At 65.9% G+C, this 14,852-nt stretch carries 11 protein-coding genes and 2 pseudogenes; 7 read left to right on the forward strand and 6 right to left on the reverse strand.

Translation table 11 applies throughout. The features are described 5' to 3' along the window. Positions 1-38: 38 nt before the first annotated feature. The 4 genes and pseudogenes from ACZ3IC_RS05540 to ACZ3IC_RS05555 all read right to left on the reverse strand — a co-directional run bounded on the left by ACZ3IC_RS05540 (position 39) and on the right by ACZ3IC_RS05555 (position 3,913). Entirely contained in the window at positions 39-1,040 is a 1,002-nt protein-coding gene (locus ACZ3IC_RS05540; RefSeq protein WP_467413156.1) for a transposase, read from the reverse strand. Between the two features lie 70 nt (positions 1,041-1,110). Further along, positions 1,111-1,281, reverse strand: a pseudogene (locus ACZ3IC_RS05545) (transposase domain-containing protein); the annotation flags it as partial. Positions 1,282-1,614: 333 nt separating this feature from the next. Then, positions 1,615-2,712, reverse strand: a complete 1,098-nt coding sequence (locus ACZ3IC_RS05550) for a helix-turn-helix transcriptional regulator (protein WP_467412855.1) — start codon at positions 2,710-2,712, stop codon at positions 1,615-1,617. Positions 2,713-3,061: 349 nt separating this feature from the next. Then, positions 3,062-3,913, reverse strand: a pseudogene (locus ACZ3IC_RS05555) (IS5 family transposase). A 143-nt stretch (positions 3,914-4,056) separates the two neighbouring features. Between ACZ3IC_RS05555 and ACZ3IC_RS05560 the strand changes: the two are divergent. The 6 genes from ACZ3IC_RS05560 (at position 4,057) to ACZ3IC_RS05585 (ending at position 13,072) form a co-directional block, all read left to right on the forward strand. After that, a complete protein-coding gene (locus ACZ3IC_RS05560) occupies positions 4,057-4,341 on the forward strand; it encodes a CopG family transcriptional regulator (protein ID WP_467412857.1) in 285 nt (94 codons plus the stop codon). A 313-nt stretch (positions 4,342-4,654) separates the two neighbouring features. Further along, entirely contained in the window at positions 4,655-8,335 is a 3,681-nt protein-coding gene (locus tag ACZ3IC_RS05565) for a DEAD/DEAH box helicase family protein (RefSeq protein ID WP_467412858.1), read from the forward strand. Then, a complete protein-coding gene (locus tag ACZ3IC_RS05570) occupies positions 8,332-9,798 on the forward strand; it encodes a restriction endonuclease subunit S (RefSeq protein WP_467412861.1) in 1,467 nt (488 codons plus the stop codon). The genes ACZ3IC_RS05565 and ACZ3IC_RS05570 overlap by 4 nt, the downstream gene beginning before the upstream one ends. Continuing rightward, entirely contained in the window at positions 9,795-11,414 is a 1,620-nt protein-coding gene (locus ACZ3IC_RS05575) for a class I SAM-dependent DNA methyltransferase (RefSeq protein WP_467412862.1), read from the forward strand. The genes ACZ3IC_RS05570 and ACZ3IC_RS05575 overlap by 4 nt, the downstream gene beginning before the upstream one ends. Positions 11,415-11,567: 153 nt before the next feature. Beyond that, complete coding sequence (locus tag ACZ3IC_RS05580) at positions 11,568-12,911, forward strand: HsdM family class I SAM-dependent methyltransferase (protein ID WP_467412864.1); 1,344 nt, start codon at positions 11,568-11,570, stop codon at positions 12,909-12,911. Next, entirely contained in the window at positions 12,908-13,072 is a 165-nt protein-coding gene (locus ACZ3IC_RS05585; protein WP_467412865.1) for a hypothetical protein, read from the forward strand. Before ACZ3IC_RS05580 ends, ACZ3IC_RS05585 begins: the two co-directional genes overlap by 4 nt. Positions 13,073-13,158: 86 nt before the next feature. On the opposite strand, the gene ACZ3IC_RS05590 is transcribed toward ACZ3IC_RS05585, so the two are convergent. Both ACZ3IC_RS05590 and ACZ3IC_RS05595 read right to left on the reverse strand, forming a co-directional pair. Further along, a complete protein-coding gene (locus tag ACZ3IC_RS05590; protein ID WP_467412867.1) occupies positions 13,159-13,353 on the reverse strand; it encodes a DUF397 domain-containing protein in 195 nt (64 codons plus the stop codon). Beyond that, positions 13,343-14,179, reverse strand: a complete 837-nt coding sequence (locus ACZ3IC_RS05595) for a helix-turn-helix domain-containing protein (protein ID WP_467413157.1) — start codon at positions 14,177-14,179, stop codon at positions 13,343-13,345. The genes ACZ3IC_RS05590 and ACZ3IC_RS05595 overlap by 11 nt, the downstream gene beginning before the upstream one ends. A 220-nt stretch (positions 14,180-14,399) precedes the next feature. On the opposite strand from ACZ3IC_RS05595, the gene ACZ3IC_RS05600 reads away from it, so the two are divergent. Next, positions 14,400-14,804, forward strand: coding sequence for an ATP-binding protein (locus ACZ3IC_RS05600; RefSeq protein WP_467412870.1), 405 nt, complete (start codon positions 14,400-14,402; stop codon positions 14,802-14,804). Positions 14,805-14,852: the final 48 nt, after the last annotated feature.

A 14,852-nucleotide genomic window follows, 5' to 3' on the forward strand; every position in this document is an offset into this window, starting at 1 on the left:
GGCGGCGCACCCGGAGGCTATAGCCCAAGGCCGTGAAGTTACGGACTGATCGTTGGCGTCAAGATGTTGATGCTGAGGGTGGCCGTGTAGGTGCGTCGGTCGACCTTGAGGCTCTTGTACGCGTATCGGGACAGGGGTCGTTTCACTGCGCGGGGGCTGATGCGGAGGCGGCGGGTGGGCAGGAGCTGGTCCAGGACGGCTCGGCCGATCGTTCCGACGAGGTCGATCACGGTGTCGGCGATGATGCCCGCGGCCTGAATGATCTGATCGCGGGCGCATCGGAATGCAACGCTGAAGCTGCCGCGGTCTGGGTCCACTCCGGGTGTGGTCTCGGTGGCGTCGGCGATCGCGATCCGCAGGACCTGGTAGGCACTCAGCAGTGAGTAGACCTCCTGGGCGATGCCGGCCCAGGTCTGCGAGCGCAGGACGCGTCGGCTCAGCATCGACTTCTTGATCGCGAAGTAGGCGGACTCCACTTCCCATCGCTCGTGATACAGGCTGACCAGGTCGGATGCCGGGTATCGGTGGTGGTCAAGGAGGTTGGTGGCCAGTCGGTAGAGCCCGGTCTGACGGCCCTGGCTGGTGGTGATGGTGATCTCGCACTCGATGATGCGGACCTCGAGGGTACCGAAGCGGGAGAGATAGGAGCCGTCGTCGAAGCGGGCCAGGACCGGGGGTTTGCGGGCGGCCGAGACGCGAGCCAGGAAGGCGGCCTCGGTGGCGGCGACAGCGGCCAGGAACGTATTGCCGGAGAAGCCCCGGTCGAGCAGGACGATCATTCCGGCGTGAAGGGAGCGTGTCAGTCGCTTGCCGTAGACGGTCTCGCCGCTGGACCGGGGCCCGAAGGCGGCGTCCAGGACTGCCCGCGTGCCGCAGGCCACCAGCGCGGTCAGGCAGATCTGCGGGTAGCCGGAAGCCGCGTACTGGTTGGTGCCCTTTCCCAGGCGGGCCCGGTGTAGCGGGGTGTCGGGGACATCGAGGTAGGTGCCGTCGATCGCGACGGTCAGTAAGCCTTTGAAACGGGCGCCGACGGTACGGATTGCCGTGGCCGGCCCGCATGGGACGGACGCCGAGACGGGCCCGGGCGTGCCAGAGTGCCGTGCCGGTGACCTTCGCGACCGGTATCGTCTCCAGCGCGGCGGTGAGCTTGCGCCAGACGGCCAGGTAGCCGCATTCCTCGAACAGGGCTGCGGCCAGCAGCAGGTAGACCACCACCCGGGCGGGGATCTTCCGCAGTCGTTGCTGGAGGGCACCGGTCTCGATGAGGGCCGCATCGACCATCTCGAACGGGACGATCTGGGTGAGCTCCCCCAGGTGCCCGGGGGCGAACAGGCCCTTGGCTACCCTGATTTCACGCGTGACGACACACTGATCGGACAGCGGAGCCTCCGGTGCTGTGAACGGCTTTCTTGGTCCGACTGCCAGTTCTACCGGGGCTCCGCTTCTCACGTCCGAAGTTGCCGCAGATCAGAGCGCGCTTGCCAACGCCCCCAGAGCCGTAACTTCACGGCCTTGGGCTATAGCCCGTCAGGGCGCGGGCTGAAGGTCCGGGACATGGCGCATGTGTGCCAGTTGTGAAGGCAGGGGCTCTTGGGGGACCGGGAGGGATGCGCCTCACGCGTCGGGGCGCTCGGACCACGTGTCGCGTGGGGTCCGGCGCCCCGACCACGTCCCGCTGTCCGCTACGCCTGAACCGGTCCCGGGGCAACTACCTGGCGCGACGCTTCCACCCAGCCGCGCCTGGCCGCATACCATGCGAGCTGCATCCGGGTAGCGAACCCGGTCCATCAGGCTACGGGCGCGACGCAGTACGGTACGTCGGCCGACGCCCAGGTGCCGGGCGATCGCGTCGTCGGTCAGCCCGCTGAGCAGCAAGGTCAGCAACCGCTTGTCCTCGGTGCCCAGTTCGTCCCTGGCGACACCGACCGCGGTGCCCCCGCGGTCGAAGGGCCAGCTATCGGCCCATACCCGATCGAACAGCTCGATCAGGCCGTCGAGCAGTGGACTGGGGTCGACGATCACCAACTCCCCCGGGTCGCCCTCGCCCTCGCCGAAGGCACAGATGATGGCATGCTCCCGGTCGACGATCATCATCTTCATCGGCAGCCGGGACGTCACCCGGGCCTGCTCCCCGGCCTCCAGGCACTGGTCGATCCGCACCATCGCCCCCGGATACTCGATCGCGTGCCGACCGTAGACGGTGCGGTACGACACTCCGTCCGACAGCTTCCCCAGCTGGACGGTGTTGTCCACGGACCAGTACGGGGGCGCGTCGAAGTACAGCACCTCGTGCCGCGCGCCCCGCTGGATCCGCGCGGCGTGGTCAGGTCCGGCCGGCCGCAGCGCCCCGGGCGCGGGGCCGCGCCCGGACGCGGCAGCGCCCGGCGAACTCTCTTCGGCGACCCCGAGCAGCGCGGACCGAAGAGCAACCGACTGAGCTGCGAGTGGGTGATTCTGAGTTCTCGTCAGGAAGCTCTCCCGCCCTGGAGCGGGCGACGGCGCGGGGACGGGGGGCAACGCCACGGTCCGGGAGCCGACATCGTCCTTCCACATGACCACGCCTCGGGCGAGCAATGCGTCAAGGGCGTGCGCAATATGCGACGTCGGAAACCTGAGTCGCACAGCGAGCCGGCCCGCCTCGCAGACTCCGTCCCGCAGCAGCTCACTGTGGATACGCTCCTCGACATCGGCCAGGTCCAGAGCCCTGGGCATCGCGACCCCTTTCTCCACAATCCGCCTCGCGCCACACAGCATCGGTGAGATCCGTGGCTTTACCGATCTTGAGAAGCTATTCGTTCGGTGGCAATGGCATACGGCGTCCGGGATCGAGATCGATCACACGTTTTGGCAGCAACGCAGCGGGGCAACTGCCCGGCGTCGGCAGGAAGAATCGCGTTATTGACCGGTCGATGGGTAAGCAGGAAAGGGTCCAGCCAAGGCGGTGTGGGCCCCTCGCCGGGGAAGCGGGACGGCGGCGCTACCGGGCGGACGCGACAGGGCGGACGCGGTGCCGTCGCCGAACACCGGATTGTCCGTCGGCTAAGACCGACCGGCAAATGGATCACTTGAGGCGTCGGGTGGTGGGGCGGCCGTCCCAGCGGTAACGCTTGGTCGCGCGTCGGATGAGCACGCGGAGCGTGACGAGGGCGGCGGCGAGGTAGAAGTAGAAGTCCACGACCTCAGCGCGTTTCTCGGTGCAGCGTCACAGCTTGCCGTAGTCGTTCATCCAGGAGTGCGTGCGCTCGATCACCCAGCGTTTCCCGGCCTGGATCGACGCCGGGACTCCCTTGCGGGCGATCTCGGCCGTGAAGCCCAACTCGGCTATCAGCGCACGGGACTTGGCGCTGTCGTAGCTGCGGTCCAGGTTGACATTGACGCCTTCGGGTATCGCGCCGGCCTGGGTGCGGGCCGCCTCCAAGGTCGGGCCGAGCATGGGCGAGTCATGCCGGTTGGCTCCGTCGGAGACGATGCCGAGCGGGACGCCGCAGGCGTCGGAGGCGACCGAGCGTTTCAGTCCCCGCTTGCCCCGGTCGACCGGTGACCGCCCCGCCTTCTCGCCACCGGACGGGGCCTTGGTGATGCAGCCGTCAACCGAGATCTCGGCCAGCCCCAGCCCGATCGTGCGGTCGTAGGCTTCCAGGGCGAGGGCATGAACCTTCTCGGATATCCCCAGCTCAGCCCACTCTTTGACACGCCGTCGGATAGTGCGGTCGGAGCATCCGGGACTGGAGATGCGCTCGTAGCCGGAGCCGTGGACCAGCGCAAGCACGATGTGCTCGAAGACGGTCCGGTCGGCGACCCGGCGGCGGTGACAGCCCAGCGGGTGGTCCGCAACGAACGCCCCCCGCGCGGGCAGGAGCGCGGCGAACTGGTCCCACAGGGGTTCGAGCAGGCAAGATGGCACCGCAGGCACGGGCCCTCCGTGTGATCACTGAGCGTAGAGAACTCCATGATCACGCAGAGCCCGTGCCTGTCTCGCATCCCGGCCCCTCAGTCGACGAGCGGCCAACCATTTGCCGGTCGGTCTAACCCAGGGGAACCGGGAGGATGAGGAGTATGAGGAGTACGGGCGAGCCTACCGACAAGTACTCGATCACCAGGCCTCGCGACATCGCGGAGGCAGCCCGTGCCCGCAGCGGCCCCTCCGGCCTGTCTGCTTATGTCGCCGCCGCCGTCGCCCGCCAGATCGAACGCGACAACCTCACCGAGGTCATCCACGTCGCCGAAGCCGAGCACGGGCCCATCACCAACGAAGAGCTCCAGGCGCTGCGTGACCAGCTTCACCAGGCCTGCCATCAGCAGACTCACAGTGGGGCGGATGCGTACCAAAAGGCCCTCTGACCAACAGCAATGTTGGTCAGGATGCCTTTTCATGTGCCCCTGCGCTCGCGATAAACCACTGCGCGCGGACGCATCACATCGTCGAATGCCCAAGTAAATCTAGGCCAAATCTAGGCCACTTGTGCTCAGCAACTTCCAGAACGTCGACGATCTGGAGCAGCTCCATCCTTGCTTCGTCGCCTCGCCTATCCCGAGGCCGAAAGTCGTGGCACCGCCACCCCCGCGACGCTAGGCTCAAAGATCCCCGCTGCACCCGAACAGCCCGAGGCTACCCGGGTGCCCACAGCTAGCCCAGAGAGAGCATACGCATCTGATGAGCGCAGGTGGCGCGTCACGAACGCCGGACCCAAATCTTGCTCAACTTGCCCGGACTTCACGCAACTTCGGTTTTCTGTACGCCCATCTGCCGCTGCTCGTCGCCTACGGCGCTGCCGCCGAGGCCCATGTCTTCACCGATCCCAACACCTCCCTGCTCAAGTCCCGCCAGTTCGGCGAAGCCCTCGCCTCCGATCTCGTTCTCCGAGGCCGCGTCCAGTACTCCGGCAGCAAGCAGATCGAGCGCCTGGCGGCCCTGGACCGCGAGGGCTATCTGCACGGCAACGTGAAAGACGCCTTCCACGAGGTCCGCGTCCTGGGTAACAAGGCCAACCATGATGGCTACGACAACCCCGACGACGCCTTCCGTGCGCTGCGGACCTGCCACCGCCTGGGCGTCTGGTACTACCGACTCCTGACCGCCTCCCGCGACCAGCAGACCTTCGTGCCGCCGGACCCGGCGCGCACCCCGGCCGGAGAGAGCAGGGCCCTGCGCACGCAGGTGGCGGAGGCCCGTCGTGCTCTGGTAGAGGCCCGCCTCAGTTACGAGGGGCAGGCTTCGCAGGCGCAGGCCGAGCAAGCTGCACGCGCCGCCGCCGAACGGGAACTGGCCGCCGCCACCGCCGAGCGTAAGGATCTGGCCCGCCAAGTCGAAGCCATGCGCGAGCGGCTCGCGGCGCTCCAGCAGGCGCAGTCCGAGGACGACGCCCGGGTGCTGCGCGCGCAGGCCATCGACCGTACTGCCGCCTCCGAGGCGGTGGCGGAACGCGCCCGTCTGCTGGACAACGCCGAGCAGGCCGCCCGCGAGCCCCTCACTGAGGCCCAGGTGCGCACGCGCCTGGACGAAATGCTCACCGAGGCCGGCTGGAGCGTCCAGGACGCCGGGGCCGACCTCAACCTGTACGTACAGGGCGACCGGCGTGGCAGTGGTGTCGCTGTCCGGGAGACGACCACCGCGACGGGCCGCGCGGACTACGCCCTGTACGTGGAGCACAAGCTTGTTGGGGTGATCGAGGCCAAGCGTGAGGGCGCGGACCTGACCGCTGCCCAGGAGCAGGCCGACCGGTACGCGGACCACCCCACCGACGCACAACAGCGCCTCATCGCCTGGCGCACTCCGCTTCCGTTCCGCTACGTCTCGGACGGCGGCGAGACGCGATTCCGCAACACCCTCGACCCGGACTCGCGCACCCGGCGGATCTTCTCCTTCCATCAGCCCCGCACTCTGGCCCGGTGGATTCGCCAGGCAGAGCAGGACCCGCAGGCGCCCTCGTACCGGGCGCGGCTGCGGACCCGGATGCCCGATCTCGACGAACGCCCTCTCCGTCCCGCCCAGATCAAAGCGGTGCGCGGGGTCGAGGAGTCCGTCGCGCTCGGCAAGGGCCAGCAGGGAACAGGCCAGTCCCGTTCCCTCGTACAGATGGCGACCGGTGCCGGCAAGACGTACACGGCCGTTACGTTCGCCTACCGGATGCTCAAGCATGCCCAGGCGGAGCGTGTCCTGTTCCTGGTGGACCGCAACAACCTGGGCGCTCAGGCGCAGACCGAGTTCGAGAACTTCGTCACGCCGGATACCAACCGAGTCTTTGCCGATCTGTTTAACGTCCAGCGTCTTGGCGCCGAGGGCATGAACGCGTCCGCGAAAGTCGTCGTCTCCACGGTGCAGCGCCTGTACATGGAGTTGACGGGTGCAAGCGTGCCCACGAGGACCGGCGCGGACGGCGAGGAGGAGTACTCGTACGAAGTGCCCGGCGGCATCACCGTCGGATACAACCAGGGCATCCCTCCCGAGTCCTTCGACCTGATCGTCGTCGACGAATGCCACCGTTCCATCTACGGCAGGTGGCGCTCCGTCCTGGAGTACTTCGACGCGCCGATCGTCGGCCTGACCGCGACACCCGTCGCGCAGACCTTCGGCTACTTCAACGGCAACCTGGTCAGCGAGTACACCTACCCGGAGGCCGTCGCCGACGGCGTCAACGTCGACTTCCAGGTGTACGAAATCCTGACCCGGATAACGGGTGAGGGTGGTGTCATCGCCCAGGGAACCATCCCGGTCCGCGACCGGCGCACCCGGCGGCAGCGCTACGAGGACTTCGACGAGGACATCACATACAGCGCCGGGCAAGTCGGTGTCGGCGTGATCAGCAAGGACCAGTTGCGGACCGTCATCCGTACCTTCCGCGAGCGACTGTTCACCGAGATCTTCCCCGAGCGCGCCAAACGCGATGAGCAGACCGGTGAGCTTCTGTGGGACGAGATGTACGTCCCGAAGACGCTCATCTTCGCGAAGAACGACAACCACGCCGAGGAAATTGTCGAAGTCGTCCGCGACATCTTCGGCAAGGGCGACGACTTCTGCGCAAAGATCACGCACGCCGCGAAGAAGCCCGCCGAACGCCTCTCAGACTTCCGTAACCTGCCGCAGCTGCGTATCGCGGTCACCGTGGACATGATCGCGACCGGCACGGACGTCAAACCGCTGGAGTGCCTACTCTTCCTGCGGGACGTCAACAGCTGGGCGTACTTCGAGCAGATGAAGGGCCGGGGTGCGCGGACCCTGTCGCTGACCGAGTTCGAGCGTGTCACTCCGGGCGTCGGCCCCAAAACACGCTTCGTGATCGTCGACGCAGTGGGGGTCACCCGGAAGGACAAGGTGGACGCGGGTCCACTGGAGCGACACACGGAGAAGGACCTCAACCTGGAGAAACTCCTCCGCCTCACCGCCCGTGGCATCGCGGAGGACGAGCATGTCTCCACCCTGGCTGCCCGTCTCGCCAAGCTCGATCTCCAAATGACGGACGAGGAACGGGCCGAGACGGAGAGCCTCACCGGCGGCGTGCCGCTGAAGACCATCGTGCACAACATGGTCGAGGCCGTCGCCGTCGACGAACAGGCCAAGACCCGCGAAGCCGCGGAACGCCTGGGCCTCGATCCGGAGCGGGCCATCCGGGACGCGGTCGAGCGCGCCCTCCGGCCGCTGGCATCCAACCCCGAGCTGCGCAACCGCCTGCTGGAGATGCGCCGGGCGAAGGACATCCTGTACGACGAGAACAGCCGGGATGCCCTGGTGTCAGCCGGCGCCGTTCCGGAGGACGAGTCGGCGGCAAACGACACCGTGCAGGACTGGCGTGCCTACATAGACGAGCACCGAGACGAGATCGCGGCGCTCTCCATCGCCTTCGCAGCCGATTCACAGGTCCCGCCTCGCGAAGCTCTCAAGCGCCTCAAGGACCTGGCCCGGTCCATCTCCCGCCCACCACGTGCTTGGACTGCTGACCGGCTCTGGCGCGCTTATGAGCAGGTGGGCGAGGCCGTAGCCGCGGACCGTTCCGCCGCCCGGACAGCAGCCGATCTACTCGCCCTGCTGCGGTACGAGCTGGCGGGGGGAGCGAGGCAGGGCACCGAGCCGCCCCGCCCGCATGCGGAGGTGGTACGGGAGCGGTACGCGGCCTGGCTCGCCCAGCAGGAACAGGCCGGAGTGACCTTTACCAGGGCCGAGCGGTGGTGGCTGGACCACATCGCCGGTGCCACAGTCGAGCGTGTACGCTTCGACACCGCCGACCTCGATTACGCCCCGTTCACTATGAGGAACGGCACGGACGGCTTGCTCGCGGAGTTCGGCGAGACGAGGGCGGAAGAGATCCTCGACGAACTGGACAGGGAGCTGGGCGCGTGACGCTGGAACTGGATGTGGCTGTGGGGGGCGGGGCCGGAGGGCCTGAGGTGCCTTCTGCGGGAGCCCGGGAGGGGTTGCCAGCAGGGTGGGCATGGGCAACCATCGCTGATCTGTGCGATGTGAACCCGCGCGGCTTCGATGAGGAACCTGAAGACGACGACTTCATCTCCCAGGTCCCTATGGCGGCAGTTGAGGCTGAAACCGGACGTATGGAGGCTTCGACGCGCGTACAGTACGGAGCCCTCAAGAAGAAGTCTCTGACTCACTTCCAGGAAAACGACGTTCTCTTCGCGAAGATCACACCGTGTATGGAAAACGGAAAGATCGCAAAGGCGCAAGGGCTCGTTGGCGGTCGCGCCCTAGGCAGTACCGAATTCCACGTGCTTCGCAGTCGTGGAGCTGTCCTCCCTGAGTACTTGATGCACTATCTTTTGCAGGCTTCCGTACGCAGCGCAGCCGAGCACCAAATGTCGGGAGCGGTGGGCCAGCGTCGCGTACCTCGACCCTATCTAGAATCCCTCGAGATCCCGGTTCCACCGATTACCGAGCAAAGAAGAATCGTAGCCGAAATCGAGCAGCAGATCGCTCGCATCGAAGCCGGGGAAAGCGCCGTGCATGGGGCTCGGGAGAAGGTTGCTAATCTAGTTCAGGCAATCCGCACTCAAGCCCTATGGCCGAGCCCCGAGAAGCCGCTCGGCGACGACTGGGAATGGGGAGTCGTCGGCGACGTGCTGGCCGGGATCGAGGCTGGAAGGTCCTTCACCTGCCTTCCCCGCCCCGCAGAAGATGACGAATGGGGCATCATCAAAGTCAGCGCAATGACTTGGGGGGAGTTTCGACCGGAAGAAAATAAGGCATTTCCTCCCGAGAGGGACCCTGATCCCAGTTATGAGATCCAGAGCGGCGACATTCTAGTGAGCCGGGCGAACACCGTTGATTATGTCGGTGCACCGGTACTAGTCGGCCCCACCCGTGAAAAACTACTCCTCAGCGACAAGAGCCTACGCCTCGTCCCGAAGCCTGAAGTATCCCCCGACTGGCTTATCCATGTTCTTTCATCGCCGCCAGTGAGAGCCTACTATTCCGAGTCCGCTACCGGAACAAGCGATTCTATGCGAAACATCTCGCAAAAAATCGTCCAGAGCGCCAGAATCCCAATTCCCCGAAGCGATATCACACGCAAGGAAATCGCTCAGGAAATAAACCGTCGCATCGAGTTGGTAGACGGATTCCGTCGGCCCCTCACGGAACACACCGAACAGGCCCGAGGTCTCCGCGCTGCTCTTCTGTATGCCGCCTTCACCGGAGCCCTCGTCCCCCAAGACCCCACCGACGAACCGGCATCGGCTCTCCTCCACCGTATCCGCGCCGAGCAAGGGACTCGGGCCAAGAAGGCCCCTCGTAAGCGCACGGCACGCAAGCCCCGTCCCTCAGCGCCCGGTCAGGAAGAACTGCCCTCATGAGCACCACCCCCGCCCTAGTGAACAGCGCCACCGCTCCCACCCGGTCCGCCGGGGAGACGACCTCGACACTCGTCAACCGCCTCTGGTCGTACTGCGAGCTGTTGCGGCACTCAGGCGTCTCCACCCTCGACTATGTCGAGCAGTTGACCTATCTCCTCTTCCTGAAGATGGCCGACGAGCGCGCCAACCGCCCGGCGAAGTTCCGCAAGAACATGCCGGAAGAGCCGCTCGTCCCGGAAGGTCTGGACTGGCCAAGTCTCACCAGTCGTTCGGCCGAGGATCTCCTGGACCACTACGAGCACGTCCTGCGGGAGCTGGGCCGCAAGGGCGGCACCATGCTCGGCGAGGTCTTCACCAAGGCGCAGAACAAGATCCATGAGCCTGCCGTCCTGGAGCGGCTCGTCAAGGATCTGATCGACCCCTACACCTGGACCCGCGAGAACCAGGACCTCAAGGGCGATGCCTACGAAGGTCTCCTCCAGCGTGGTGCCGAGGACCGCAAGACCGGTGCTGGCCAGTACTTCACGCCCCGCCCGCTCATCGACGCGATGGTCGACTGCGTACAGCCCCGGCCCGGCGAGTCGATCACCGACCCCGCCTGCGGCACTGGCGGCTTTCTGATCGCCGCGCACGCCCACATTGCCGAGCGCTACGAGGACCAGCTGTACGGCGACCAGGCGCGCAAGCTTCAGACCGGCGCCATCACCGGCTACGAGCTCGTCCGGGAGACCGCCCGGCTCGCGCTGATGAACATGCTGCTGCACGGCATCGGTACGTCCGAGGGCCGTCCTTTGATCACCCTCCAGGACTCACTGGCCAAGTCGCCGCACAAGTTCTACGACATCGTCCTGGCCAACCCGCCCTTCGGCGTGGGTTCGGTCACCGGCGAGGCGTACGGCGCCCGCAAGGACTTCTGGACCCAGACCACCAACAAGCAGCTGAACTTCGTCCAGCACATCTACACCCTGCTGAAGACGAACGGCCGGGCCGCGCTCGTCCTGCCCGACAACGTCCTCTTCGAGGGCGGCGCCGGCGCGGAGATCCGTCGCCGGTTGCTGGACCTCACCAACGTCCACACCCTGCTGCGGCTGCCCACTGGCATCTTCTATGCCAACGGGGTCAAGGCCAATGTGCTGTTCTTCGACAAGGTTCCCCCTCGCCCAGGCGGCAAGCCCGCCACCAAGCAGCTGTGGGTGTACGACTTCCGCACCGATCAGCGTTTCACGCTGAAGCAGCGTGCCCTGCGCCGCGAACACCTGGACGACTTCGTCTCCGCCTTCCACTCGGGGGGCACGGACTACTCCGCCCGGAAACCCAGTGATCGCTTCCGATCATATGAGTACGATGAGTTGGTTGCTCGCGACAAGGTCAATCTTGACCTGACGGTTCTTCAGCCAGCTTCCGCCTCCGCCGCGCTTGCACCGCCGGATGTGATCGCCCAGGAAATTGTGGACGAACTGGAGACTGCCTTGGCCGAGTTCACCGCTGTCGCACAGGCCCTCAAGAAGACCGTCCGTGTGACAACCGAAGCTGCGACCACCCCGGCCGCAGAAAACGACCCGAGCAGCGCTTCCAGCACCACCAGCACCACCGAAGAAGCAGACCAAGAGCGGTAGCCCGGCTCCAGTCCCTCGCCCACCGATGCCCGACACCCGGGCTCATGGCCAAGGGCCCTGCCGGAGTCCGCTCCGGAGACCGGGATGGTGAGCCTTCTGGGGCCGTACGGCCCCAGAAGGCTCACCAGTACTGACAGAGGGACTGGGTGACACATGGTCAACGGGTTCGGCCAAAGCAACGGTTCGGCAGCGGGAACGGTTATTCCGCGGGAGAGTTCCTGGACAGAGGCGAGTATCACCGCACGGCTCTGGAAGTTCTACCGTGAGAAGACCAGCACCCGCGCCATCACCCAGCTCCAGTTCGTGGAGCACATCGGCTATCTGCTGTTCCTCAAGCTGGATTACGAACGTGCCAACCGTTCCAGCAAGTTCGCCCGGACACCGGTAGCGCCTGTCGACGCCTGGCCGAACCTGGTGCTGCTCAGCGGTGAGGCTCTGCACACCGGGCTCTCCTCCATCATGAAGAAACTAGGCGACCAGACCCTGGTCGACCACACCGACCGGCAGACCGCAAGCATGGTCTTCCGCGACGCGCAGCCCTGGCCCCTCGACCGTATGGCCGAGCTCGCCCAGCTGATTACCGACGAGATCGATCCCTACCAATGGCGGACCGTCCCCCAAGTCGAACTGGGTCAGGCCTTCTCCTCGATGCTGCGTGACTGCTCCGAGGACATCGACCGCAAGATCGATACGGGGCAGACGTTAACCCCTGTCCCTGTCCTGAGTGCCGTCAACAAGGTGCTCGGCGTGGGCCCAGACGACATCGTCATCGACCCGGCATGCGGCACCGGAACGACACTCATAGCGGCACACAAGGCGATGCAGTCCCATGACCGCTCCGCGATCGCCGGTGCCGATCTGGACCCGCAGATGTGTCGGCTCGCCACGATGAACATCCTGCTGAACACGGTGCGCCCCTTCTCCGACCCGGCCCCGGTGCGGCTCGCGGACACGCTCACGCGAAAGTTTCCGATCGTACGGGCCGAGTCCGGCGTCATCCCCACCGTGGCGATCTGCAACCCACCGTTCAAGAGCAACGGCGTTGTGCCGGACGCAACCATGCGGGACGATTTCCTGGCCTACGGGGACTTCCCCACGAACTTCCTCCAGCACCTGATGGTCACCCTGCCCAAGGACACGCGAGCTGCTGTATTCGTACCCGACGGGGTCCTATTCGGCAGTGGCGCCGCGGCCACCGTCCGCCGGGCCCTGCTGAAGAACTGCGATGTGCACACGCTTCTTCGCCTGCCCACCGGGCTGTTCCACCGCAAGGGCGTGAAGTCGAACGTTCTCTTCTTCACCGTGTCCACCCCCCGGCCAGATCAGAAGGCCGTCACGCGCGAGTTGTGGGTGTACGACGCCCGCACCGGAATCCACCACACGGACACAGGCAACCCTGTGACGAAGAAGACTTCGACGACTTCATCGCCGCCTGCCTGCCCGCGGACGGCTTCGCCGCACGGACCGAGTCGAAGCGTTTCCGCCGCTATCCGGTGAACGACCTGCTGGACCGCCCGAAGACGAACCTCGACCTACCGGCCCACCTCGCCCCGGACGTTGAGGACTTCGGCTCCCCGAAAGAGATCGCCTTCGAAGTCGCGTCCCAACTCGACGAGGCAGCCGCACACTTCCGCGAGGTGGCGGAAGCCCTGCCGTAGTCACGGCGTACGCAGAGGGGTGCCGTCGGATTCGAGCGTGAACCCGACGGCACCTCCTTACGCATACGGTGGTTAACTGCGGTTGCTCAGCCTTCGGCCGCGAATTCCACGAACGAAGCCCAGCCGACTGACCGTACGAAGAGATGCGGTCGACGTACGTCCTTGGAGTCGCGGACGTGCACGATCCCAGAGGCGAGGGCCACTTCGATGCACTCTCCCCCCTCGTTTCCGCTGTAGCTGCTCTTGCGCCAGACAAGCCGTCGGGAGCTCTCAGTGCTCATCGTTTGTGTGCATCCTCTCGATCAGGGCCAGAGACTCGCTCGGGGTGAGAGCCTGAGCCCTGATGCTGCCGTAGCGTGCGGCCAGGATACGGACCTCCTCGGCATCTGTGGCCAGTCGTGCGACGTTCTGGACTTCTGTGTATCCCACCTGCGGTTTCCCCTTAGGCGTGAGCAAGGTGAACGGCCCGCCCATGCCAGCGTGTTCGATCCGGTTCGTTGGCATCACCTGGAACTCGACGGTGCGCAGCTCTCCAAGCCCGAGCAGTCGCTCCAACTGCTCCTTGTGCACCTCCGCCCCTCCGACAGGTCGCCGCAGCACCACTTCTTCAATCACGACAGTCACCATGGGCGGAGGCCACCGCGTCAAAATCTGCTGGCGGTCCATTCGCGATGCCACTCGCCGTTCGATCGTCTCTTCGTCAAGCAATGGCTTGCGCATCTCATACAACGCGCGAGTGCGGCGTTCGGTCTGAAAGAGCCCAGGAATGTCGTGGTTGTTGTAGAAGTTGACCTCAACGGCCTCTGCCTCCAACCGCGCGTAGTCCCGGAACCACGCCGGATGGCGGACCCTGGCCTTCGCCTTCGCCCGCGCCACGTCCTCCTTCGTCGTCTTCAGCAGCCCTTCGGCGCCCAGCAGGTCGTCCGCCGCGTCCAGAAACTCCGGCTGCGGTGTCCTGCGTCCCCGCTCAATGGACGAGACGAGGTCCTCGCCGTACCCGAGGCTGTCGCCCAATTCCTTCTGGGTGAGTCCGGCCCGCTCCCGCAGCAACTTGACCTGCTTGCCCACAGCTCGGTTCAGGTCGACAAGACCGTCCGCTTCCTCCATCGGCGCATCGGGGCGGCCTTCGCTGTCGCCCTGGCGGGACCCTGATGTCGTCACTCATCCCCCAACCCGCCCGCGCACCGCCCGGTTACTCCCGTCAACACGGACACGCAACCCTCAGCAGCGGTACAGGCGCGTGTCGTACCGGTAGTTGCTCTGGTCAGCGTACGACCAACCAGACACTCTCTGTCACGTGAAAGACGAAATCCGTAGCGGCCCTCTTGTGTCTCCCCTTGCACCTCGCCCAGCGCACTTCCGCCAGCAGTTCAGCGCGACACGGCGCGGGGCGCGCCTTGCCCGCCTGTTCGTGTTCGAGCAACCGGTGGGATGGGGCAGGGACGGCGACCCGGTGGAGGCTGCCGCACACGTCGTTGACGAGCTCGCCTCGAACGCCGTCACTCACGGACACGGGCGGGACTTCCTGCTCGCGATGACACTGACTACTCACCCGGAGGGTGCACCCGGCACTCTCCGCATTGAGGTAGCCGACTGCCGGGGCGAGCCCTTTCCCACCCCGGTACCGAAGCCGTGCCCGGACAGTGAGCAAGGTCGGGGACTGCTCCTCGTGGGTGTGCTCGCCTCCCGACGGGGCGTCGAGCCTCGCTTTCCGTCCGGAAAAACCGTCTGAGCTGAACCGCCCAGCCCGTCCAGGGGCAGCGCGTGATCGACCAAGCGC

The organism is Streptomyces sp. NPDC002958 (assembly GCF_055563255.1).

Bases quoted from the DNA above. Each gene is read 5' to 3' on its own strand.
- ACZ3IC_RS05590 (WP_467412867.1), bottom strand. From the start codon at position 13,353: ATGAGCACTGAGAGCTCCCGACGGCTTGTCTGGCGCAAGAGCAGCTAC.
- ACZ3IC_RS05560 (WP_467412857.1), top strand. From the start codon at position 4,057: ATGAGGAGTACGGGCGAGCCTACCGACAAGTACTCGATCACCAGGCCT.
- ACZ3IC_RS05575 (WP_467412862.1), top strand. From the start codon at position 9,795: ATGAGCACCACCCCCGCCCTAGTGAACAGCGCCACCGCTCCCACCCGG.
- ACZ3IC_RS05595 (WP_467413157.1), bottom strand. From the start codon at position 14,179: ATGGAGGAAGCGGACGGTCTTGTCGACCTGAACCGAGCTGTGGGCAAG.
- ACZ3IC_RS05580 (WP_467412864.1), top strand. From the start codon at position 11,568: ATGGTCAACGGGTTCGGCCAAAGCAACGGTTCGGCAGCGGGAACGGTT.
- ACZ3IC_RS05565 (WP_467412858.1), top strand. From the start codon at position 4,655: ATGAGCGCAGGTGGCGCGTCACGAACGCCGGACCCAAATCTTGCTCAA.
- ACZ3IC_RS05550 (WP_467412855.1), bottom strand. From the start codon at position 2,712: ATGCCCAGGGCTCTGGACCTGGCCGATGTCGAGGAGCGTATCCACAGT.